Origin of the sequence: Paractinoplanes abujensis, assembly GCF_014204895.1 — a bacterium.
Classification (GTDB): domain Bacteria; phylum Actinomycetota; class Actinomycetes; order Mycobacteriales; family Micromonosporaceae; genus Actinoplanes; species Actinoplanes abujensis.
On record NZ_JACHMF010000001.1, the window covers coordinates 1,240,906 to 1,263,390 of the forward strand.

Genomic DNA, 22,485 nt, shown 5'->3' on the forward strand with positions numbered 1-22,485 from the left:
TCGCAGTTCAGGCTGGTGCCGGGGGCCCAAGTATGGGCCCTGGGGCGCGGTCCGTGGGGAAGGGGAGGGGTCATGTCCTCGTCCGCGGCCGTGACGCGTTGGCCAGGTCGACCAGGCGGATCTTCTCGGTCCCGTGGGCGGCCCGGGCCATTTCCCGGTACGCCTCCTCCAGCGCGAACCGGATGTCGCGCTCGCGGATGTTCCCGCTGCGGGTGGACCCGAGCACCGCCGCCGGCAGCGTCGTCCCGCCCGTGACGTTGCGCAGTGCCTGTTCGAGCAGTTCGGCTCGCAGCTGGGCCAGCTGGGCGGCCTCCACCTCGAGCCGTTCGATCAGCGCCGCGGCGGCCGACAACGCGTCCACGTCGGGCGCCGCCGACGGGTGCGCCTGCACCAGCGCGCGCACCGCCCCGACCTGCGAGCTGCGATAGGCCGAGGACGTGCCGGGGACCCGGTTGTACGCCTCGACGGCCCCGCTGCGGTCGCCCGCGCGCAGGCGGCAGCGGGCCAGCCCGGCTGCGGCCGCCGTGTACGACGGGTCGGTCCGGCTCACCACGTCGTAGTAGCCGGCCGCCTGGGGGTTCCCGGCCAGTTCCAGCGTCAGGCCCAGCGCGAGCTGCGGCGCCAGTTCGCCCGGCAGCGCCGAGTAGACCGCGTCGAACCGCTGCTCGGCCGCCGGGTAGTCGCCCGCGGCCAGCCGCAGCAGCCCGTCGTACCACGCCACCCGCCAGTCGCCGCCCTCGGTGGCCAGCAGCCGGTCGCACGCCTCCCGGGCCTCGCCGAACTCGCTGGTGCGGGCGGCCAGGTCGATGCGGGCCCGCAGTGCGCGCAGCCGGGTCTCGATGCTGTCGACCGGGGCCGAGGTCAGCAGCGTGAGCACTTCGGACGGTTCGGTGACGGTCACCGAGGCCAGGAACGCGGCCGCGGGGTCGGTCAGGTCGATCAGCGGGGTCGGCAGGTCCTGCCAGCGCGGCGTCTCCGAGCGCAGGTCGGTGCGCAGCTCGCCGGTGAACAGCCGGGACGGCGCCGGGTGGGCCGTGCCGCCGGCCGCCAGCACCTGCCGCAGCACACCCAGCATCTGCTCGGCCATCTCGGCCGCGTCGACGAACCGCTCGGCCGGGTCCTTGCGGGTGGCCCGGTGCAGCAGCCGGTAGAACGACTCGAACCGCTGATACACCTCGAACTCGCCGCGGTCGGGCAGGCTGTCGGCGAACGTGCTCTGGTAGCCGCGGAAGTCGGTGGTGAGCACGGCCAGCGTCCGGCCGATGGTGAACAGGTCGGAGGCGATGGACGGGCCCAGCGTGGCCATCTCGGGGGCCTGATAGCCCACCGTGCCGTAGAGCGCCGCGTCGTGGTCGTCGATGTGCACGACCCCGCCCAGGTCGATCAGTTTGAGCTGGTCGGCCACCTGGATCACGTTGTCCGGCTTGAAGTCGCAGTAGATCAGGCCCCGGTCGTGCAGATAGCCGAAGGCCGGCATGATCTCCAGGACGTACGCCAGGGCCTGGTCGACCGGCAGCGGGTCGGAGGTGTTGCCGGCCGCGGTACGCCGATCCTTCAGGATGTCCTTGAGCGACTTGCCGCCGACGTACTCCATGACGATGTAACCGGCGCCGTCGTGCTCGACGAAGTTGTAGATCTTGACGATGTTGGGGTGCTCGACCTCGGCCAGGAACCGCCGCTCGGCCACGGCCGCCGCCAGCGCGTCCTCGTCGCCCGAGTTGAGCAGGCCCTTGAGCACCACCCAGCGGTCCGAGACGTTCTTGTCGACGGCCAGGTAGATCCAGCCCAGGCCGCCGTGCGCGAGCGCGCCGACCACCTCGTACTGCCCGCCGATCAGGTCGCCCTTGCCCAGCTTGGGCGTGAAGTTGAACGGCTCGCCGCAGGAGGCGCAGAAGCCCGACGTACGCCCCTCGCGGTCGCCTCGCGTACGGCCGACGGGGTTGCCGCACTTCGCGCAGTACCGCTTCGACTCCGGCACCTCGGCGTCGGACTTGACCACGGTCGCCGGGTCGGCCTGCGTGATCGGCGCGATGTCGACCAGGCCGCCCCCGAAGCGCCGCCGCGACGAGCCCGTCCGTGAGCTGCCGGTGCGAGCCGAGCCCGACGTGCGGGTGGAGAGAGCGCCCGTACGGGATGAGGGCCCGGTCGCCACCGTGGCCTCGCGCGGTTTGGGCACACTCGGCGCCGCTGCGGTGCGGGGCGCGAGGCCGCAGGTGTCGCAGTACCCGTCCTCGATCGTCCCCGGGCAGTTACGTTCGCACTTCATCGGCCGTCCTTCGCGATCGTGGCGGTGAGCGCATCCTGGTAGGCGTTGACGGCCCGCCGGGCGACGGCGAGGTCGCAGGGCGCGACGTAGAGCGCCTCGCGAGCTGCCGTGGCCAGCGGGGACAGCTCGGCGTGCTCGGCCAGCCCGCGGCGCAGCGCCTTGGCCTGGTAGGCGTCGAGGCGGCCGCGCAGCTCGTTGCGGGCGGCCAGCAGGCCGTTGTTGTGGGCCGCGCCGTCGCGCAGCGTGGTGAGCCGCTCGCGGGCGCGGCGGGTCCACTCCGAGAGCCGCGCGCTGATCAGCGGCCAGTGCCCGGCCGCGGCCAGCGCGTCGATCGCGGCCAGGTCGGGCCGCAGGTCGCCCGCGGGCACGGCGACGATCTCGTGGGGTGGGAACCGGTCGGCGGCCTTCTCAGCGGCGACGTGCGCCTCCTCGGTCGCCGCCGCCAGCTCGGCCACCAGGCGGTGAGCGTCGGCGAGCCGCTGGGTCAGGGCCTCGCGCAGCTCGCCGGCCGACGTGCGCTCGGCGTCCGCCCGCTGGATCAGGGTGCGTACGGCGGCCAGGTCGCGCTCCTCGACGCCCAGGGGATCGCCGGCCAGGGTGGCCGTGAACTGCCCCAGCCGCCGGTCGGCCTCGTCGATCGTGGCCGTGCTGCCCCCCGCCGCACGGGTCAGCCGCCGCACGGTCTCGAGGGCACTGGCCGCCTCGGCCGCGGCCGGAAGCAGCCTGTCCCACGCCGCGCCGGCCTCGGTGGCCACGCCGACCGCCGTGGCGAACGCGGCCTCCATGGCCGACAGCAGCTGACCCGGCGTGCAGGTGTTGTGCACCTGACCGGGGCCGAGCAGCCCGCGCTGGGCCAGCGGCACGACCTTGACCGACAGGGTGATCGACTCGCCCAGCACGTCGTGCCGGAACCGTGCCCGGTCGTCGTCGTTGGGCCGCTTGATGTCGCGGAACGCCTGACCGCGCGTGATCACCTCGGTGAGCAGCCGGTAGCCGTCCCACAGCTCGGTCAGCGCGGCGGTGGCGTCGGCCCACGCCACGGCCGTCCTCCCGGTCAGCTTCGACTTGTCCAGCTCCTTGCGGGCCGGGTTGTCGTCGAGGTCGACCAGGTTGGCCGCGATCGCCGTCACCGCGGTCTCGAGCCGCAGCAGTTCGGCCTCTGCCTGCGCGGTCATTTGTCGTACACGGCGGTCGGCGGGGGCGGGGCCGCACCGAAGTCGCCCAGCCACCGCTCGTACGTCTTCTTCCAGGTGCCGTCGGCCCGGTTGCGTTCGAGCACGGCGTTGACGAACCGGGTGAACTCCGGGTGCGCCTTCGACATGGCGATCGCGTACGGCTCCTCGGTGAAACGCTTGCCGATGACCTTCGCGTACGGGTCCTGCGCGGCCATGCCGGCCAGGATCGTGTCGTCGGTCGAGATGCCGTCGACCTCGTTGCGCTGGAACGCGACCAGGCAGTCGCCGAACGCCGGTTTGGCCACGGCCACCGGTTTCGTCGGCCGCTTGCCGATGTTCTCGAACGAGGTGGAGCCCGCCGCCGAGCACACCTTCTTGCCGCCGAGGTCGTCGATGCTCTTCGCCGTCGAGTTCTTCGACACGAGCACCTTCTGCCCGGCTTCGTAATAGATGCTGGAGAAGTTCACGTCCCGCCAGCGGTCGCAGTTGGCCGTCATGGTGTCCGCGACGATATCCACACTGCCGTCGGCCGCGGAACTGACCCGCTTGTCGTACCCGATGACTTTGATCTGGATCTTCGTGGGGTCGCCGAAGATGGCCTCGGCGATCTGGCGGCCCATGTCGACGTCGAAGCCCTCGATCTGCCCCGTGAAGGGGTTGCGCGAGCTGAACAGCAGCGTGTCCTGGCTGGTGCCGAGCACGAGCCGGCCGCGCTTCTGGATCGTCTCCATGTAACTGCCGGCGGGCATGTCGCCCGGCGCCGGCAGGGCGCTCGAGCCGGGCCGCAGGCTGGCCCGCGGGTTGCAGGCGGGCGCGGGCGCGCGCTCGGCCGGCGGGGCCGCGGTGACGGCGTTCTGCTGCGGCATCGAGGTGGTCGTGTCGAGCGGGCTGGTGTCGCCCGAGCAGGCGGCCAGGGCGGTGGTGGCGGCGAGCGCGGTGACGGCGAGGACGGCTCGGATGCGCATCAGCGGTACTCCTCCAGTCGCGCGCGCAGGCCGGCGAACGCGAAGATGCAGATCGCCACGGCCAGCAGGGGCCCCAGCACGGCGAGCAGGGTCAGCCCGCTGCCCGCACGGTCGATCTCACTGGTGAAGAACGCCTTGCGGTTCTCCAGCGCCGAGTCGAGGTCGCCGCGCAGGTCCTCGAAGACCTTGGTGGTCTGCGGGCCGATCGCCAGCGCGACCGCCTTGTCGTACTCGCCGTTGTCGTCGAGAGCGCGCACGTCCTTGTGGATCGCGGCGTACTTCTGGAACTGACTCGACGCTCGTTGCATGGTCCGGCCCAGCTGGGGGTCGAGCTCGTCGTACTGGTTGACCATCGGCCCGCCCCGCTGGTTGAGCCGCGCCTCGACGCTGGTGAAGTCCTGCTCGTACGGCCCGGAACCGGCCCGCGCGGCCAGCGTGAGCGCCTCGTCGCCGCGCGCCTGCAAGGTCAGCAGGCGGCTCTGCGCGATCGACGCCATGGGTCCCGAACCCTGATTGGCCGCCCGGTCGAGACGGGCCTGCTGCACGGCCAGGATCCCGATCGCGCCGATCGTGAAGACCAGCGTCAGCCCGGTCGCGGCCAGCAGCGGCACGTTGAACGTGCGTTGCGTGCGGCGGCTCAGGTAGCGCTGGGTGACGATCAGCGTGATCAGCAGGATCAGCAGCGACAGCATCAGCAGCGCGACCCAGCCCAGCGCGCCGGCCGCGGAGTAGCCGTCCTCGACCTCGTCCTGCGCGCCCTGGAACAACTCGCGGGCCTGCGGCTGCAGCGTGTCGCGGTTGAGCCGGGACGCCTCGGACAGGTACGACGAGCCGATCGGCAGGCCCTGCCGGTTGTTCGCGCGGGCCGTGGCGACCAGCGCCGAGTACTGCGCGACGCCCGCCGACAGGTTGCGGACGGCCTCGGCGGCCCGGCCGTCCTCGGGGGTGCGGCGGGCCGCCGACGTGAGCGCGGTGGTGGCCCGCTCCAGATCGGCGTCGTAGCGGCGGGTCAGCGCACTCGGCTCCAGCCCGCCGGCCAGGAACGCCTGCGCGGCAGTGGTGTCGGCGTCGGCCAGCGCCGCGTAGATCGCCTCGGACTCGACCAGCAGCGGCTGCGCCCGGTCGCCCAGGTCGCTCGTGCCGGCCCGCGCCGACGCGCCTGCGACGCCCGCGAGCAGGCCACTGAGCAGCCCGAACCCGACCAGGACGGCGATCAGCAGTTGCAATCGGCCGGGGGAGGTGTGCCGCAGGCCGCTGACCCGGCGCACGAGGCCGGCCTTGCGTTCGGTGATCGGTGCGGGCCGTGCCGCCAGCGCAGTCGTCAAGCTCTTCTCCCCGCTGTTGTGCGGCCTTCACTGTGAGGCATCAATGCAAGCCCCCGGCAGCCGGGGCGGCCGGGGGACGCAATTGTCCGAAGATCAGCTGAGTTCCCGCTTGAGCAGCTTGCCCGTCGCGGTCATCGGCAGCGACTCAACGATCGAGACGACGCGCGGATATTTGTACGCCGCCATCTGTTCCTTGCCCCACTCGACGAGCTCCTCCTCGGTGACCGTGGCGCCCGGATTGAGGATCACGAACGCCTTGACCTCCTCACCGTGGCTCGGGTGGGGCACGCCGATCACCGCGGCCAGCGAGACGGCCTCGTGGGTGATCAGCACTTCCTCGATCTCGCGCGGGTAGACGTTGAAGCCACCCCGGATGATCATGTCTTTGGCCCGGTCGACGATGTAGTAGTAGCCGTCCTTGTCACGCCGGCCCAGGTCGCCACTGCGGAACCAGCCGTCCCGCACCACCTCGGCGGTCGCCTCCGGGCGGTTGTAGTAGCCGCGCAATGTGTTGTGGCCGCGGATGGCGATCTCGCCGATCTCGTCGGCACCCTCGATCGTGTTCCACTCGGCGTCGATGAGCTTGACCTCGACACCCCAGATGGGCACGCCGATCGAACCCGGGCGCGGGTCGGCGCCGGGCTTGCTGAACGTGGCCACCGGTGAGGTCTCGCTCAGCCCGTACCCCTCGAGGATGGTCACCCCGAAGCGCTCCTTGACCGCCTTGATGATCTCGACGGGCAGGCTGGAGCCGCCGGAGACCGCGACGCGCATGGTGGCCGCGATGCGCTCGACGTCGACGCCCTCACCGAGCGCGTTGAGCAGCCCCCACCACATGGTCGGCACGCCCGCGAAGAACGTGACGTTCTCGCTCTGCAGCAACTGCACGGCGGCCTTCGCGTCGAAGCGGGGGAGCAGCACCAGCGTCGCGGCGGTGGCGAAGCCCGCGTTCATGTTCACCGTGCTGCCGAACGAGTGGAACAGCGGCAGCACGAGCAGGTGCGTGTCGGTGCCCGGCGTGCCGCCGAACAACCGGTTGCAGGTGAGCGCGTTGAGCAGCAGGTTGGAGTGGCTGAGTTCGGCCCCCTTGGCCTGTCCGGTCGTGCCGCTGGTGTAGAGGATGACGGCCGGGTCGGTCTCGGGCAGCAGCACGGCCTCGAAGACCGGCGACTGGCCCGCGAGCGCCGGCCCGAGGGTCTCGGTCCCCTCGATCGGCGACGGCGCGGCCGGGTCGGCGGTGATCAGGAAGAACGTCTCGCAGCCCTCGGTCTGCTGGAAGCCGGCGTGGCCCTCGGTGCCCATCGGCAGCTCGGGAGTGCCCTGGAAGCACAGGTAGGCCTTGGCCTCGGAATCCTTCAGGTGATAGGCGATCTCACGACCCTTGAGCAGCACGTTCAGCGGCACGACGACCGCGCCGGCCTTGAGGATGCCGTAGTAGACGACCGGGAAGTACGGCAGGTTGGGGCAGGAGAGCGCCACCTTGTCGCCGGGCCGGATGCCCCGTTCGACGAGCAGGTTCGCCACCTGGTTGGCGGCCGCGTCGACCTGGGCGTAGGTCAGGCGCCGGTCACCGAGGACGACAGCCGCCCGGTCGGGATGGGTGCGGGCGCTGTCCTCGAGCAGGATCGAGAGGTTGAGCATGCGGCGGTTCCCCTTCACGGCGGCGATGTGACTGCCGTCTCATCCCAGCACGACTCTCCGACCTGAGAAACCCTCCGTTTCGGTCGTGTTTCGGCCGGCCGCGGGGGCTGCCTCCGGGCTTGGCCGCGCCCCGGAAGCGCTGCTCGCCGGGGTGCGTGCCGTCACCGGCCGGTGATCAGCTGCCAGGCCGACCGCCGCAGGCCGCGCGGCATCTTGCGGGCCTGGCGCCGCGAAGGTTCGGTCTCGTCCAGTCGCGCCCGCAGACGTTCGCTGACCCAGGAGCCTTCCCCGTACGTGGCCAGCTTCGCGTAGTCGGGCCCGAACAGGCACCACGCGGGCGGCGTCGGCGGCAGCCCGAGCCAGTCGCCCTGCGGCGCGAGATAAGGCTCCTCGCGACGCTCGGCCGGACCCCACAGCGTGTTGCGGTCCAGCGTCATCCCACCCGCGGTCGAGGCCGACGTGTAGAACGTGTCATCGCTCGCCACGGCCCGGGCAAAAGCCTTCACCCGTACGTCGTCCGGACCGGTCGCGACGGTCAACGAGTGCACCACGGTCGGGCCGTACTTGACCGGCCAGTCCGTGCCGCCACCCGCCATCGAGATCCCGAGGACCGGCTTCTTGCCGGTCGCGAACAGCAGCGGGGCTGCCCTCGCCCAGGCCGCCTGCAGCTCCTCGGCGCCACCGCGGCCCCGCAGCGGCTCCGTGTCGCCGAACCGCACCGGGACCGCCTCGGGCAGATGCTCACGGGCCGCGTCCAGCCAGCGCCGCACGATCGTGGTGTTGCGCCGCTCGTACCAGCGCACGACCAGCACATCGATCTTGGTGTCGCTCATCGGGCCGAGCTTACGACCGGTTCGCTCGCCACGGCCGGTACGTCCTGCGCCGCCTGGCCGGGCAGCACGAACGACACCAGGACGGCCAGCCCGGTGAAGCCGACCGTCCACCAGAACGCGAGGTCAAAAGCGTGAACCGGATTCCCCGTACGGGCTGAGGCGGTCGAAAGGACGACCGCGAGCAGCGCCACGCCGGCCGACCCACCGACCTGCTGGGCGACGCGGGTGACGATGCTGGCGTGCGGGATCCGGGCGTGCTCGAGGCCGGTGAACGCGACGGTCATGAGCGGAATGATGACCATGCCGAGGCCCAGGCCGCGCGCGAACAGGGCGGCCAGCAGCGGCCAGGTCGCGGTGTGCTCGCCGGCGTACGCGAACGGGACCGTGGCCAGGCCGACCAGCACGAAACCGAGGATCGACACGCCGCGGGCGCCGACCCGGTCGACCAGGCGGGCCGCGGCCGTGCGGCTGAGCAGCGAACCCAGGCCCTGCGGAATGAGCAGCAGGCCCGCGCCGAGCGCGTCCTCGCCCCGCACCTGCTGCCAGTACAGGGGGAGCAGGAGCATGGCGCCGTACAGGGAAGCGCCGGAAAGGAACATCAGCGTGGACGCGGCCCAGGTCGGGCGCGACCGCAGCACCCCCAGATCGACCAGCGCGTCGTCGCGGCGGCGCAGGGCCCACAGCACGAAGGCGGCCAGCAACAGCGCGCCGCCGATCAGGGGGAGAAGCACGTCCGTACGGTCGTTGCCGCCACCGACGTTGGACAGGCCCCAGAGCAGGGCGACCAGAGCCGGGGACATCAGCAGCAACCCCACGACGTCGAGGCGCACCCGGCGGCCCGGCTCGCCGGCGGGGATCCAGCGCGCGGCCAGCACCAGCCCGGCCAGGCAGATCGGCACGTTGACGAGGAACAGCCAGCGCCAGTCGCCCGCGCCGAGGATCAGGCCGCCGGCCACCGGGCCCAGGACGGGCGCGATCGCGGTCGGCAGCGCGACGACGGTCATCAACCGCGTGCGATCGGCGGCGCTCGCAGCCTGCACGATCATCGTGGTCATCAGCGGCATCATCACGCCGCCGCCCAGACCCTGCACCACCCGGAAGGCGATCAGGCTGGGCGCGTCCCAGGCGAACGAGCACAACACCGAGCCCAGCAGGAACAGGGTGAGCGCGGCCAGCCACAGCCGCTTCGCCCCGAGCCGCCCCTGCAGCCAGCCGACGGTCGGGATGACCACGCCCAGCGCGAGCAGGTAGGCCGTGCTGACCCACTGGATCGTGCCGACGCCGGCGCCGAGATCGGCCGCCAGCTCGTGCAGCGCGACGCTGACGATCGTGGAGTCGAGGATGACCGCCACGCCGCCGGTGAGCACCGCGAGCGACGTACGGAGGGTTTGCCGTTCGATAGCCATGCCGGCCGCCTTAAGATACGCGGATGTATCTAACGACGTCGACGGTAGGCCGCCGGGCTAAGATACGCAAGTGAGTCTTAATACCCGCCGCCGCGGCGCCGACCTGGAGGACGCCATCCTCGACGCCGCCTGGGCGGTCCTCATCGACTCCGGCTACAACGGCTTCACGTTCGAGGCGATCGCGGCCCGCGCCGGCACCAGCCGCCCCGTGCTCTACCGCCGCTGGCCCCACCGCGACGACCTGCTCGTGGCCACCCTGCGCCGGCACTGGGCCTCCCGACCGATCGAAGTCCCCGACACCGGTTCGCTGCGCGCCGACGCCATCGGCTTCCTGCGCAACGTCGACCAGGGCCGCACCGGCCTGATGACCCTGATCAGCGCCCAGCTGGTCGAATACTTCCGGGCCACCGGCACGAACTTCCGCGACCTGCGCGACTCGCTGCGCCCGCCCGGCCAGCCGACAGGCTTCGCCAGAATCGTGGGGCGAGCCGTGGAACGGGGAGAAATCCCGGACGTGACCCGCTCACCCCGCATCATCGACCTGCCGTTCGACCTGTTCCGCAACGAAATGCTCATGACGATGCGCCCGGTGTCCACCGAGTGGATAACCGAAACGGTCGACCTCATCTGGCTCCCCCTCCTACGAGCCACCTGAGCCGGCCGGGCTCCGCCTTTTTCTGCGCTTGCAGGCGTCCTTTTCGTGAGGACCCACACCGGGTGACGCCTCTCGCGCGCGTCCCGCCTCCGCGCGCCGCCTCTTGGGTGCGCATTACGCGGGCCTTCTCGGGCGCTCCGGCGCGCGCCTCCGGCACACGCCCGTACTCCGGCGCGCGCCTCCTGCGCGCACCCCGTGCTTGCCCTCGGTCGCGCGGGGCCTCATGGACGCGTCCGTCCTCCGGGGCGGCGCCTCTTGCGCCCATCGTCCGCGCTACACCGCTTGCTCTCGCCCCTTCGACGGGCCGCCCCTCGCGCGCGTCCCCCTCGCTCGCGCGGCACCTCCTGCGCGGGTCCTTGTCCGGGCAGCTCTTAGTCGTGCGCCCCGCGCCTCGCACGCCTCACCCGCGCCCCGCGACTGGCATCCCGCGCCTCGCACACCTGTACCCGCGCCCCGCGCCTGGCATCCCGCGCCTCGCACGCCGGCACCCGCGCACCGCGCCTGGCATTCCACGCCTCGCACGCCTGCACCGGCGGAGGCACCCTCCGCGCCCCGCGCCCGGCATTCGCGGTCCGTGCTGGGCATTCGCGGTCCGTGCTGGGCATTCGCGGCCCGTGCCCGGCACTCGCACCCCGCGCCCGGCACAGCACCCTGCGCCGCGGCCCCCTGCGATGTGGCCTTCTCCGCGCGCCATCCTCCGCGCGCCAGTTTCTGCACCGCCAATCCGCCTGCCCCCTCTGCGCGGCCGGTCGCTTGCAAGTGAGCGACGTGTGCCCGGGATCGGCCCCGGATATCCGGGAGAGTGCGGCAGCAGGAAGCACGCGGCGTGAGCGGCCGTTGTCCACGCGGGTGATGGCCGGTGGGCGGCAGGCGATGAGTGGCGCCGTGCGGTGGGGGCGATGGGCGGCAGCGGGCGGCGGCTGGTGAGCGAGGGTGGCACCGGGTGATGGGCGGCGTTGAGGGGCGGGTGGTGAGCGAGGCTGGCAGTGGGTGATGGGCGGCGTTGAGGGGCGGGTGGTGAGAGAGGGTGGCACCGGGTGATGGGCGGCGTTGAGGGGCGGGTGGTGAGCGAGGGTGGCAGTGGGTGATGGGCGGCGTTGAGGGGCGGGTGGTGAGCGAGGCTGGCAGTGGGTGATGGGCGGCGTTGAGAGGCGGCTGGTGAGCGAAGGTGGCGGCGGACGGCGTGCGGCGAGCATCGGCGGCGGTGGGCGGCGAGCGATGGGTGGCGGCGGGCGGCGAGCGAAGGTGGTGGCGGGTGATGGACGGCGGTGGGCGGCGAGCGAAGGAGGTGGCGAGTGATGGCGGCGGTAGGTGGTGGGTGGGTGTAGTTGGTTCGCTGGTTGTTGTGCGCGGGGGTTTTGCGCTAATTACCCTGAAAGAGTGCGGCAGCAGAGAGACACGCGGGGGGAGCGGCTGCTCTACACGCTGGCCGTCGGCTATGAGCGGTGGGCCCGCCGGCGGGACCGGGGGCGGGTGCGGGCGCTCGTTTTCGGGGCCGGTGGTGCTGCCAGTGTGCTGCTGCACAGCATGGTTTTCGACCCGGACAGCCCGTTCGAGCCGGTCGGCATTCTGGACGACGATCCGGCCAAGCGGCGCGAACGGCTTGCCGGTATCTCGGTGCTCGGCACCCGGCGGGACCTGGACCGGGTCGTGGCCGACACCGGAGCCGAGGCGGTCATTTTCGCGGTGAGCAATGCGGAGGCCGGGCTGATCCGCGAGCTGCGCGAACGCAGTGTGGCCGCCGGTGCGCGTCTGCTGGTGGTGCCTGAGGCCAGCGAGGCGCTGGATCATGAACTCGGCGCGGCCGACGTGCGTGATGTGCGGATCACCGACCTGATCGGGCGGCATCGGATCGGCACTGATCGGGCCGCGATCGGCGGGCTGCTGACCGGGCGGCGGGTGCTCGTCACCGGGGCCGGGGGTGAGATCGGTTCGGAACTGTGCCGGCAGATCCACCGCTACGACCCGGCCGCCCTGATCATGCTGGACCATGACGAGGCCGCGTTGCAGGCGGTGCAGCTGAGCGTGGACCCGCGGGCCGAGCTGCACGACCCGTCGGTGCAGCTGGCCGACGTGCGCGACGCGGCCCGCGTGCGCGACGTCTTCCGTACGGGGGAACCGGAAGTGGTTTTTCACGCGGCTGCCCTGAAGCACCAGCCGCTGCTCGAACGTCACCCCGGCGAGGCGGTCAAGACCAACGTGCTCGGCACCCTCAACGTGCTCGAAGCGGCCGCCGGCGCCGGGCTTTTCGTCAACGTCTCCGCCGACAAGGCCGCCGACCCGGTCAGCGTGCTCGGCTACACCAAGCGGATCACCGAACGGCTCACCGCGCACTACGGCGGCGTCAGCGTCCGCTTCGGCAATGTGCTCGGCCGCCGCGGCTCCGTGATCGCCAAGTTCTCCGCCCAGATCGCCGACGGTGGCCCGGTCACCGTCACCGACCGTGACGCCACCCGCTTCCTGATGACCACTCAGGAGGCCGTGACTTTGACCTTGCAGGCGGCTGCGCTCGGCTCGCCCGGTGAGGCCCTGGTGCTGCAGCTCGGCGAGCCCGTGCTGATCGCCGAGCTGGCCCGCCAGATGATCGCCCTGGCCGGTCGTCCCGTCGACGTCGTCTTCACCGGGCTGCGGCCGGGCGAGAAGCTGGGCGACGTCCTTTTCGCGGCGGGCGAGATCGACCATCGGCCGCACCACCCGATGATCGCGCACGTCGCCGTGCCGCCGGTGGACCCCGATCACGTACGGGACCTGACCGCACCGAGCTCATCCGAGGCGCTCACGGCCCGTCTGGCCGAGCTGTGCGCACCGTGGGTGAGCCGGCCCGCCGCCTGACCTCAGGCGGCCCGGAGCTGGTCCAGCACCAGCGGGTCGATCTTGCCGGGAACGATGCGCATCTCGAGGTTCTCGACGCCCGCCCAGGACGCGAGCGACTCGTCCAGGTCGGGCCCGGCGTGCCCGGCCTCGGCCAGCCGGGCGGCGACCTCGTCGGCCAGTGCGCCGGTCAGCGGGAGCAGGGTCGCCGGGTCGGGGAACTCGAAGTACAGGCTGTGCATCCCGAGCAGCCGCCCGAGCTCGCCGACCGGGTCGGTGTGGTCGTCGACGCGCAGGTCGACCCACACGTCGCTGGTGCCGCCGTAGCCGAGACCCTTGGCCACCACGTGCAGCGCCGCACTTTGCCGGCCCCGCCGATCGCCGCCCGCCCGGTCGCCGGCCCGCAGCGCGGCCAGCAACCGGTAGGCCAGTCTGTGCTGATCGGCCGCAGCCAGCCACGCCTTCTCCATGTCGCCCACCACGGCGGGCCCGGCCAGCATGTTGCCCTGGATCGCGTAGCCGTCGCCGGCCACGCCGCCCGCCCAGTCGTGGCACTGGTCGCCGGTGAAGGTCGCGCCCGGCCCTTCGGGACCGACCACGCCGACTTGGCGGTGCTCGATCGGCCCGGCGTCGCCCGCGATCAGCGCCTTGACCGTCTCGGTGGCCGCGACCCCGGTGCCGAGCAGCGCGAGGGCCTGCGGCCGGTAGGCCAGGTTGGCGTAGGACTGCGTCGCCACCGCCCCGACGTCGGCCAGCGCGGCCGGCACCGCCGCTCCGACCCCGAGGAATTTGCTGGCCACGGCGACACCCATGGCCTTGCCGTCGGCCGAACGAGCCACGATCGAGAACGTCATGGCGAGGACCCTATCCCGCCCGCCGGGCAGTTCCAGGCCATCGAGCCGCCTGCGTCACGTCGTCGAGGCTGACGCCGCTGACGACCACGACCCGCCCTCACGGTTGCCCCTCGGCGAAGCGGAAGCGCGCGTACTGCCGGTCGTCAGCACCACGTACGGGTTGGCCTCGAGGTTCTTGGCCTTCTGCTCCGACGGTCCGGTGCAGAAATGCGAACTGCCCGCCGTCCACGCGGCGGGCAGGGGAGTCACATGCGGCCGTCCGTCGGCGTGCGCCGTGGAAAGCCAGAAGGTCTTCGGGCGGGTCAGCTTGCCGTCCACGTCGGACCACGGCCGAGCCGCGGCGCCGGGCGAGCTGAGTCCCGGATGAAGGTCACCGACCGGTTCGCTCATCCACCTGATGTCAGTAGCGGTAGTGCCGTGCCGCCGCCGGTTCCGTGCTGGTCTGCGGGGTGGTGTCGGTCCAGCGGTTGCGGGCCGAGTTCGCGGCCGAGCGGGCGCCGGCTTTGCGGCGCGACGACGGCTTGGGGGCGATCTCGACGCCCGGCCGGGGTTCGATCTGCTCCACCGACGACACGACGACGACCGAGGCCGAGCCTAGTTCGAGCATCCGCATGGCCGCCGGCCAGTCGCCGGGGATGATGCCGACCACGTTGTACCGGTGGTTGGAGCAGTAGTCCAGGCACCGGGCGGCGCTCGCGCTGTAGTTCTCCGGGCGAACGTAAATCACTGCGTTGACCACCGGGTCGATCCCTTCACCCATGCCTGTGTGACTCTCTGATGACTCTCGATATCCGAGCGTGGTCTACCTAAACGTCTTCGTCACCTTACGCATATCCGTCGTTATGGATAAGTGACCGGACGATCCACCGCCATCGACGGCGATCGGTCCCTTCTGTGCCCACCGACCGGCTAATTTCCGGATTTGGTGTTGCTTTCAACTATCCAGAGGAGAAGACTGCACCATCCCGGCGAGTTGACTTCAACCGCAGTTCACTTTCTACGGTGCCGGGATGAAGAATCTCGCGGATCAGCCAGTCGCCTATTGGACCGGTGTCGCGTACGAGGCCGTCATCGCCTTCATCCGCGAACGGCAAGCCGCCCACGGTTACACCCAGCCGCAGTTCTGGCTGCTGCGCCATCTGTCCCCGCACGACATCTCGCCCGACGGCCACGGCATGACCCTGGCCGAGCTGGAGGCGGCCATGTCCACCTACCTGCGGCGCGAGGACAACCTCGCCGAAGCCGCGGGACCCCTGGTGGAACGCGGTTGGCTCCGCCGCGACGAGGACGATCGGCTGTGGATCACCGACGCCGGCGAACAGGCGCTGACCGAGCTCAAGAAGTTCACGCCGGCCATCCGCGCCGCGATCCACGAGGGCATCGACGACGCCGACTACGCCACGACGGTCGCCGTCCTGCAACGCATGATCCACAACGTGGGCGGTCCCGCCGTGCTCCGACCTTGAAATCGCCCCGTGGCGTTCGCCTTGAGACCGGCCACCCACCACGGCCGGAGCTCGCGGCACGGGTCTTGAGGTCCGCCGGGCTCGCGGGGGCGGGCCCCGCGCCGCCCGGGTGCGGTTGCGGGAGCCGACGACGCGTACGGGGAAAGTCCCTCGACACGTTGCGCGGGCGGCGGTAGAAAACCGGGGTGCGGATCGACACGGCTTTGGTGCGGCGGCTCGTGAACGGACAGTTTCCGCAATGGGCCGGGTTGCCGTTGACGCCGGTCGACCCGGGCGGTTCCGATCACGTGATTCACCGTCTGGGTGAGGAGCTTTCCGTCCGCCTCCCGCGTCACGAAGGTGCGGTGAACCAGGCGCGGCTGGAGTTCGAGTGGCTGCCCCGGCTCGCGCCGCACCTGCCGCTCGCGATTCCGGTGCCGGTGGCGGTGGGGGAGCCGGCCGAGGGTTATCCGTGGCACTGGGCCGTCTCGCGCTGGCTGCCCGGCGGTCCGGCTGACGATTCCGTGGGCAACGCCGTGGTGCTGGCCGACTTCCTGACCGCCCTGCAGACGGCGCCGGTCACCGGCTCGGCCCTCGTGACCGGCGAGCGGCTGGCGGCGCGCGATGACGACACCCGCGCCGCGATCGCGCAGGTGGCTGGGAAGTTCGACGCCGGCGCGCTGACCGCGGTGTGGGAGGCCGCCCTGGACGCGCCCGCCTGGGACCGGCCGCCGGTCTGGTTCCACGGCGACTTCCACCAGGGCAACCTGCTCGGCGACGGGGGTCGGGTCACGACCGTCATCGACTTCGGCGGGCTGGGTCGCGGCGACCCGGCGCGCGACCTGATGATGCCGTTCACGCTGATGTCGGAGCGCACGCGTCCGGTGTTCCGCGAACGGCTGGGCGTCGACGACGCGACCTGGGCGCGCGGCCGGGGCTGGGCGCTCGCGGCGGGTCTGAACGCCTACTGCTCGTACGCCGGCACGGTGCCGCGGGTGGCCGCCGCGACGACGCGCCAGATCACCGAGGTGCTCGCGGGCTGAACCACTCTCCCGGCGATACGCTGGCCGGCATCGATTCCAACCTCGGGGACCGGCTCGCCATCGACGGGGTCACGATGAACGGCGGCGACATCTCGCCGTGCGACCGGTTCGAGGGCAACGACACGGGCGCCGGGCCCGCGAGGATCGGCTCCGGGCCCGACGACGTGAGCTGCGTCGTGCTTCAGGCCGGATGCCCCGGATGGGTGATCACCAGGACCGGTTTCGCCGACTGTTTGATCAGGTCGAGCGGCACGCTCCCGAGCAGCCGCTCGGCCACCCTCGGCCGGGTGCTCGAACCGGCCACGATGAGGTCGGCGTTGTGCTGCTTCGTGAAGTCGAGGATGGCCGGCACCGGCCGCCCCGGCAGCACCGACACCGTCGCCTCGACCCCGGCCTCGGCCAGGCGCCGCGCGATCGACGTGGCCGCCGCGTAGGCCGAATCGGAGAACACCGTACGCGGCACCGACGCCAGCCGTTCCAACTCGACGCCGTCGGCCGCGACCACCGAGACGGCCGCTCCGGTCTGTTTGGCCAAGCCGATCACCGCGTCGGCCAGCCAGGGTTGATCGGCTTCGGGTTTCGCAGCTACGACGATGCGCATCACTAGACGTTAGCGGGTGATCGCGACTCGTCGATAGTTCCGACTCGACAGATGCCATGATCTGTACCAGCCTTTGGGGTTATGGCGGACGACGCGGTAGTGAACGAGACACGACGCGAACCCGAACTCAAGCGGGTCATGGGCCCGGGCCTGCTGCTGCTCTTCGTGGTGGGCGACATCCTGGGCACCGGTGTCTACGCGCTCACCGGCCGGGTGGCCAACGAGGTCGGCGGGGCCGTGTGGCTGCCGTTCCTGATCGCGTTCCTGGTCGCCCTGCTGACCGCGTTCAGCTACCTGGAACTGGTCACCAAATACCCGAGGGCGGCGGGCGCGGCGCTGTACACGCACAAAGCGTTCGGCATCCACTTCCTGACGTTCATCGTCGCCTTCGCCGTCATGTGCTCCGGCCTGACGTCGGCGTCCAGCGCCTCCAAGGCGTTTGCGTCCAACTTCGTCGAGGCCTTCGACCTGTCACTGGGCGACGGCTTCGCGCTGACCGCCATCGCGCTCGGCTTCATGCTGCTGGTCGGCCTGATCAATTTCCGCGGCGTGGGCGAGAGCGTCAAACTCAACGTGCTGCTCACCTGCGTCGAACTGACCGGCCTGCTCATCGTCATCTGCATCGGCGCGTGGGCCCTGGGCGGCGGCAACGGCGACCTGTCCCGCCTGACCGACTTCCAGGCCGCCGAGGGTGAATCCGCGTTCTTCTCGGTCACCGCGGCCACGGCCCTGGCGTTCTTCGCGATGGTCGGCTTCGAGGACTCGGTGAACATGGCCGAGGAGACCAAGGATCCCGTACGCATCTTCCCCAAGGTGATGCTGACCGGGCTCTGCATCACCGGTGTCATCTACGTGCTCGTGTCGATCTCGTCGGTGGCCCTGGTGCCGCCGTCGGAACTGGGCGAGGGCGATGCGCCGTTGCTCAAGGTCGTCGAGGCGGGGGCGTCGGCGTTCCCGCTGTGGATTTTCGCCTTCATCACGATGTTCGCGGTGGCCAACTCGGCCCTGATCAACATGCTGATGGCTTCGCGACTGCTCTACGGCATGTCCAACGAGCGGGTGCTGCCGCGCGTGCTGGGCAAGGTCCACCCCACCCGCCGTACGCCGTGGGTCGGCATCGTCTTCACGACGGTGATCGCTTTCGGTCTGATCTGGTTCGCCGACCTGACCGCTCTGGGCGGCACGACATCGCTGCTGCTGCTGTGCGTCTTCACCGTCGTCAACGTCGCGGTGCTGGTCCTGCGGCGCGACCGGGTGGAGCACAAGCACTTCAAGGCACCGACGGCGATTCCCGTGATCGGCGCGATCGCCTGCGCCTACCTGGCCAGCCCGCTCTCGGGCCGAGCGGCGGCCGACTACCGGATCGCCGGCATCCTGATCGTCATCGGCATCGTCCTGTGGCTGATCACGTTCCTGTACAACCGCTACGTCCGCCACGAGGAAACCACCCTGGACCCGACGAACCTGCGCGACTAGGCGCGCTCTTCCCGACGGCCTGTGACCGCGTCAGGGGTTAGGGCACGGGTCAGACGTCGATCTCGCAAAGCCGTCCGCCGCCCCGCATATCGGTCAGGTACGACTTGAGGGCCGCGGTGCGGGACTCGGCCTCGGCGATCAGCGACTCGGCCACCCGTCCCCAATCCTCGGGCCGCGGGTCGGTGGGCAGGCCGGCGAAGATCTCGGCGATCTCGCGGACCGTGAGCCCCACGCGCTGCGCGACCTTGGCCACGCGGATGCGGCAGGCCGCGCTCTCGTCGAAGCGGCGCTGGTCTCCCGCCGTACGGATGGCGGTGATGATGCCGTGCTGCTCGTAGAACCGGACCGCCGACGGGGCCACACCGGCCGCGGTGGCCACCTCGCTGACCGGGTGGGTGAACGTGGTCGTGCTCATGGCTTGACTTGAACATATGTTGAGGGTTCAGCGTAAGGCGCATGACTTCGACATCGCACATCGTCGTCCTGGCCGCCAGCATGCGCGGGGAGCGGATGGGTCGCGTCCTGGCCGACTGGGCCGGATCGCGGGTGGCGGCCCAGTTCGGCTCGCACGACCTGATCGACCTGGCCGACTGCGTGCTCCCCGACGACGAGCACCTGCAGCCCGGCGGCGGCGCCCCGACCCCGATCAGCGAACGCCTCGACCGGGCCGACGGCTACGTGTTCGTCACCCCCGAGTACAACCACTCCTACCCGGGCAGCCTCAAGCGGGCGATCGACTGGCACTACCGCGAGTGGATGTTCAAGCCGGCCACGGTCCTGTCGTACGGGGTGCAGGGTGGCCTGCTCGCCACCGAGCACCTGCGCGGGGTCTTCGCCGAGCTGCACATGGTCACGACGCGGCGCGTGGTCGGGTTGCACACCCCCTGGTACGACCTGGGCCCCACCGGTTACGCCGCCCCGGAACCGGTGACCAAGGCGTTCGACATGGCGTTGGGCGAGCTCGACTGGTGGTCGGAGACGTTGCGGGTGGCCCGGCGCGACCGCCCGTACGGGACATGATGCGTCTGGGGCTGGTGCTGGCCCTGGGTGGGCTGCTCGTCGTCGTCGACACCACCGTGACCGTCGTCGCCGTGCCCGCCATGGTGGCCGGGCTCGACTCCACGCTGGCCGCCGTCCAGTGGGTGACCACCGCCTACCTGCTCGGCATCGTCGCCGTGATCCCGTTGGCGGGCTGGGCTTCCGAACGGTTCGGCGCCCGCCGCGTCTACCTCGTGGCGCTGGGCGTCTTCACCGTGTTCTCGGTCGCGGCAGGACTGGCCGGCAACGCCGTGACGCTCGCCGTCTTCCGTGCGTTGCAGGGGGTCGGCGGCGGCCTGCTCAATCCGGTCGGTCAGGCCATCGGCATGCGCGCCGTCGCACCCGACCGGCGGGGCCGGCTCATGGCGATGCTCGGCCTGCCGCTGATCGTGGGTCCGGTGCTGGGGCCGCCGCTGTCGGGCTGGCTCGTCGACGCGGCCTCGTGGCGCTGGGTGTTCCTGATCAACCTGCCGGTCGGCGCGCTCGCCATGCTGTTGTGCGCGCGGTTCCTGCCCCGAGAGGCCACACCCGGGTTTCCCGTACGCCGGATCGACTGGGCCGGTCTGGCCCTGCTCCCGGTCGGTGGGACCGGGATCGTGCTCGGCTGCACCCTGATCCCGCACGCCTCCGGGGCCGCGTTCCTCGCCGCGGGGCTGCTGCTCGTCGTCGTGTTCGTCGTGCGGGCCGTGCGGGTCGCCGCTCCGCTCGTGGATGTGCGGCTGTTCAAGGGCCGCCTGTTCGCGACGGGCGTGGGTGTGCTGACCGCCTTCGGAGCGGCCTATTTCGGCGCGCTCACCGTGCTGCCGCTGTTCGTGCAGGGCGTACGGGGTGACCCGGCCGCGCTGGCCGGCGCCCTCGGCGTGCCCGCGGCGATCGGGGTGGGCGTCACCGTGCAGGTGGCCACGCGCCTCGTCGACCGGGTCGCGCCGCGCCGGGTCGCGCTCACCGGGGTCACGCTCGGGCTGGTGGCCATGGTGGGGCTCGTCGCGGCGACGACGACCAATTCCCCGTACGGGCTGATCGTCGCGGCGGCCACCCTGCTCGGCGTCGCCTCCGGGGCCACGATCCTGCCCACGATGACCGCCGCCGTGCGTGATCTGCCCGCGAATGAGCTGCCCGCAGCGACCACGTTGCTGGCCCTGACGCAGCAACTGGCCGCCGCAGCGGGAGTCGCCGTGGTGGCCACCGTGCTCGGCGTTGCGCTCGACGGCCCGACCGGTGGCGGGGGAGTGGCCGCCATGCTCGCGCTCGACCCCGGGGCTCGCTCCGCCGCGGAGGCCGACCTGGCCGTCGGGGTCGGGAGCGCGTACGGGGTGGGAACGCTTTTGATGGTTGTGGCGGTCGTCGTCGCGGTGCGGGTGCCTCAGCGTGTTGACAGAGAGCATGTGCGTCAATGAACGAGTGGGACGATTCTGGTTCGGGGGCGCGGCCGTCTACTGCCTGGCCGCGAGCATCGTCTGGTTCATCAGCCTGGTCTCCCCGGAAGGTGCGGGCGTCGCCGTGGTGCTGGCCGTGCCGGTGGTGCTGACCGCGCTGCCCGTGCTGCTCGGCCCGCAGCGGATCGTGGTCTGGGGCTGCACGGGGCTGCTGGCCGGGTTCGTGCTGATCGGCGCGGCGTCGGTCGGCCTGACCTATGTGCCTGCCCTGATCATGCTGGTGATCGGGGCCCGGCAGATGACCAGGGCGGCGGGCTGACCGATGCGGATCACTGTGCTGGCCGTGGGCAGTCGCGGTGACGTCGTGCCCTACGTGGGCCTGGGGCTGCGGCTCGAACAGGCCGGGCACGAGGTCACCGTGGCCACGCACCTGCTTTTCGAGGAGACGGTGGTGGAGCACGGCCTGCGGTACGCCGCGCTGCCGCTCGACACTTACGAGGAGCTGAGCCAGAAGGGCGGCATCGTGGCCGTCAACCGCTCGGTGGCCGCGCAGGCGTTGCCCCTGGGCCGGGCGATGGCCGACGCCGCCCGCTCGGCCGACGTGCTGCTGCTGACCCCGGCCGGCTGGATCGGCGGTCACGTGGCCGAGGGCCTGCGCCTGCCCAGCCTGGGCGTCTATCTGCAGCCCATGACGCCCACGCGCGAGTTCCCGCCGGCCACGGTGACAACCCGGTCGCTGGGCCCGTGGGGCAACCGCCGGGCGGCGCGGGCCGTCCTCGAGCTGGGGCAGCTGCCCTACCGCGACCCCGTCCGCGCGTTGCGGGCCGAGCTCGGGCTGCCACCGGTCGGCCACCGCACGTGGCTGCGCCATCTGGACGACTGGCCCATCTGCTACGGCTACAGCCCGCACGTGGTGCCACAGCCCGCGGACTGGCCGTCGTCGTGCACCACGGTCGGCTACTGGTGGCCCGCCCCCACGCCCTCCTACACGCCGCCGCCGGCGCTGGCCGATTTCCTGGCGTCCGGGCCGCCGCCGGTCTACGTCGGGTTCGGCAGCATGCCCGCGCGGGACAGCCGGGCTCTGTCCGCCCTGGTCGTCGAGGCCGTACGGGAGGCCGGTGTGCGAGCTGTGCTGGGCGCGGGCTGGGCCGGCCTCGACGCCTCGGCCGACGACGTGCTCACCGTCAGCGAGGTGCCGCACGAGTGGCTCTTCCCCCGTACGGCGGTGGTGGTCCATCATGCGGGCGCCGGCACGACCGCGGCCGGGTTGCGCGCGGGCGTCCCCGCGGTGCCGGTGCCGGTCATGGTCGACCAACCGTTCTGGGCACGCCGACTGGTGCGGCTGGGCGTGGCGCCCGGGGCCATACCGTTCCGCCGCCTGACCGCGGGCCGCTTGGCGGGTGCCCTGACGGCCGCGGTGGGCGACCCGCGATATCGGAACAACGCCCGGGAGCTGGCCGCAAAGCTGGCGGTGGAGGACGGCGCCGGTGAAGTCATGCGCGCATTGAAGCAGCTGGCGTGAGGATCCACCGCGGCCCCTGTGGACAACCCTGAACTGTGGACAACTCCGATGCG

General features: G+C 71.5%; 21 protein-coding genes. 9 read left to right on the forward strand and 12 right to left on the reverse strand.

Annotated elements, in window-relative coordinates:
• Positions 1-70: 70 nt before the first annotated feature.
• From BKA14_RS05100 to BKA14_RS05130, 7 genes are all read right to left on the reverse strand, one after another.
• Complete coding sequence (locus BKA14_RS05100) at positions 71-2,266, reverse strand: serine/threonine-protein kinase (RefSeq protein ID WP_184949770.1); 2,196 nt, start codon at positions 2,264-2,266, stop codon at positions 71-73.
• A complete protein-coding gene (locus BKA14_RS05105) occupies positions 2,263-3,441 on the reverse strand; it encodes a hypothetical protein (protein ID WP_184949771.1) in 1,179 nt (392 codons plus the stop codon). Before BKA14_RS05105 ends, BKA14_RS05100 begins: the two co-directional genes overlap by 4 nt.
• Positions 3,438-4,406 carry a glutamate ABC transporter substrate-binding protein gene (locus tag BKA14_RS05110; RefSeq protein ID WP_184949772.1) on the reverse strand — a complete coding sequence of 323 codons (969 nt, stop codon included), beginning with the start codon at positions 4,404-4,406 and terminating at the stop codon, positions 3,438-3,440. The genes BKA14_RS05105 and BKA14_RS05110 overlap by 4 nt, the downstream gene beginning before the upstream one ends.
• Entirely contained in the window at positions 4,406-5,731 is a 1,326-nt protein-coding gene (locus BKA14_RS05115; protein WP_184949773.1) for a GlnX family signal transduction membrane protein, read from the reverse strand. Before BKA14_RS05115 ends, BKA14_RS05110 begins: the two co-directional genes overlap by 1 nt.
• A 93-nt stretch (positions 5,732-5,824) precedes the next feature.
• Positions 5,825-7,372, reverse strand: a complete 1,548-nt coding sequence (locus tag BKA14_RS05120) for a long-chain-fatty-acid--CoA ligase (RefSeq protein ID WP_184956565.1) — start codon at positions 7,370-7,372, stop codon at positions 5,825-5,827.
• Positions 7,373-7,533: 161 nt separating this feature from the next.
• On the reverse strand, positions 7,534-8,205 hold the full coding sequence (locus BKA14_RS05125; protein ID WP_184949774.1) for a hypothetical protein: 672 nt from the start codon (positions 8,203-8,205) through the stop codon (positions 7,534-7,536).
• On the reverse strand, positions 8,202-9,611 hold the full coding sequence (locus BKA14_RS05130; RefSeq protein WP_184949775.1) for an MDR family MFS transporter: 1,410 nt from the start codon (positions 9,609-9,611) through the stop codon (positions 8,202-8,204). The genes BKA14_RS05125 and BKA14_RS05130 overlap by 4 nt, the downstream gene beginning before the upstream one ends.
• 70 nt (positions 9,612-9,681) lie before the next feature.
• Here BKA14_RS05130 and BKA14_RS05135 point away from each other — a divergent pair, with 70 nt between their 5' ends.
• Both BKA14_RS05135 and BKA14_RS05140 read left to right on the forward strand, forming a co-directional pair.
• Positions 9,682-10,266 (forward strand): TetR/AcrR family transcriptional regulator, encoded by a 585-nt coding sequence (locus BKA14_RS05135; RefSeq protein WP_184949776.1) that lies wholly within the window; start codon positions 9,682-9,684, stop codon positions 10,264-10,266.
• 1,380 nt (positions 10,267-11,646) lie between these two features.
• Entirely contained in the window at positions 11,647-13,098 is a 1,452-nt protein-coding gene (locus tag BKA14_RS05140) for a polysaccharide biosynthesis protein (RefSeq protein WP_239092479.1), read from the forward strand.
• A 2-nt stretch (positions 13,099-13,100) separates the two neighbouring features.
• Here BKA14_RS05140 and BKA14_RS05145 read toward each other — a convergent pair whose 3' ends face one another.
• Genes BKA14_RS05145 through BKA14_RS05155 form a run of 3 tightly spaced genes read right to left on the reverse strand, consistent with a single transcriptional unit; the run spans position 13,101 to position 14,691 of the window.
• Complete coding sequence (locus tag BKA14_RS05145; RefSeq protein ID WP_184949777.1) at positions 13,101-13,931, reverse strand: DUF1028 domain-containing protein; 831 nt, start codon at positions 13,929-13,931, stop codon at positions 13,101-13,103.
• Positions 13,932-13,985: 54 nt separating this feature from the next.
• Entirely contained in the window at positions 13,986-14,321 is a 336-nt protein-coding gene (locus BKA14_RS05150) for a pyridoxamine 5'-phosphate oxidase family protein (protein WP_184949778.1), read from the reverse strand.
• 10 nt (positions 14,322-14,331) lie between these two features.
• Complete coding sequence (locus BKA14_RS05155; RefSeq protein ID WP_184949779.1) at positions 14,332-14,691, reverse strand: hypothetical protein; 360 nt, start codon at positions 14,689-14,691, stop codon at positions 14,332-14,334.
• A gap of 250 nt (positions 14,692-14,941) precedes the next feature.
• Between BKA14_RS05155 and BKA14_RS05160 the strand changes: the two genes are divergently transcribed.
• Together BKA14_RS05160 and BKA14_RS05165 are read left to right on the forward strand one after the other, a co-directional pair.
• Positions 14,942-15,397 (forward strand): MarR family winged helix-turn-helix transcriptional regulator, encoded by a 456-nt coding sequence (locus BKA14_RS05160; RefSeq protein ID WP_184949780.1) that lies wholly within the window; start codon positions 14,942-14,944, stop codon positions 15,395-15,397.
• 185 nt (positions 15,398-15,582) lie between these two features.
• Positions 15,583-16,419, forward strand: a complete 837-nt coding sequence (locus BKA14_RS05165) for an aminoglycoside phosphotransferase family protein (RefSeq protein WP_239092478.1) — start codon at positions 15,583-15,585, stop codon at positions 16,417-16,419.
• A 181-nt stretch (positions 16,420-16,600) separates the two neighbouring features.
• On the opposite strand, the gene BKA14_RS05170 is transcribed toward BKA14_RS05165, so the two are convergent.
• Complete coding sequence (locus BKA14_RS05170; protein ID WP_184949781.1) at positions 16,601-17,020, reverse strand: universal stress protein; 420 nt, start codon at positions 17,018-17,020, stop codon at positions 16,601-16,603.
• 99 nt (positions 17,021-17,119) lie between these two features.
• Between BKA14_RS05170 and BKA14_RS05175 the strand changes: the two genes are divergently transcribed.
• The gene (locus tag BKA14_RS05175) at positions 17,120-18,496 is read left to right on the forward strand and encodes an APC family permease (RefSeq protein ID WP_239092477.1); all 1,377 of its coding nucleotides are present in this window, start codon (positions 17,120-17,122) and stop codon (positions 18,494-18,496) included.
• A 49-nt stretch (positions 18,497-18,545) separates the two neighbouring features.
• Here BKA14_RS05175 and BKA14_RS05180 read toward each other — a convergent pair whose 3' ends face one another.
• A complete protein-coding gene (locus BKA14_RS05180; protein WP_184949783.1) occupies positions 18,546-18,911 on the reverse strand; it encodes a MerR family DNA-binding transcriptional regulator in 366 nt (121 codons plus the stop codon).
• A gap of 41 nt (positions 18,912-18,952) precedes the next feature.
• On the opposite strand from BKA14_RS05180, the gene BKA14_RS05185 reads away from it, so the two are divergent.
• From BKA14_RS05185 to BKA14_RS05200, 4 genes are read left to right on the forward strand one after another with little or no spacing between them, the layout of a single operon-like run.
• On the forward strand, positions 18,953-19,516 hold the full coding sequence (locus tag BKA14_RS05185; protein ID WP_184949784.1) for an NADPH-dependent FMN reductase: 564 nt from the start codon (positions 18,953-18,955) through the stop codon (positions 19,514-19,516).
• The gene (locus tag BKA14_RS05190) at positions 19,465-20,931 is read left to right on the forward strand and encodes a DHA2 family efflux MFS transporter permease subunit (RefSeq protein ID WP_184949785.1); all 1,467 of its coding nucleotides are present in this window, start codon (positions 19,465-19,467) and stop codon (positions 20,929-20,931) included. The genes BKA14_RS05185 and BKA14_RS05190 overlap by 52 nt, the downstream gene beginning before the upstream one ends.
• Positions 20,932-20,935: 4 nt before the next feature.
• Complete coding sequence (locus BKA14_RS05195) at positions 20,936-21,229, forward strand: hypothetical protein (protein WP_184949786.1); 294 nt, start codon at positions 20,936-20,938, stop codon at positions 21,227-21,229.
• 3 nt (positions 21,230-21,232) lie between these two features.
• Positions 21,233-22,432 (forward strand): glycosyltransferase, encoded by a 1,200-nt coding sequence (locus BKA14_RS05200; RefSeq protein WP_184949787.1) that lies wholly within the window; start codon positions 21,233-21,235, stop codon positions 22,430-22,432.
• The last annotated feature ends 53 nt before the right edge of the window (positions 22,433-22,485 follow it).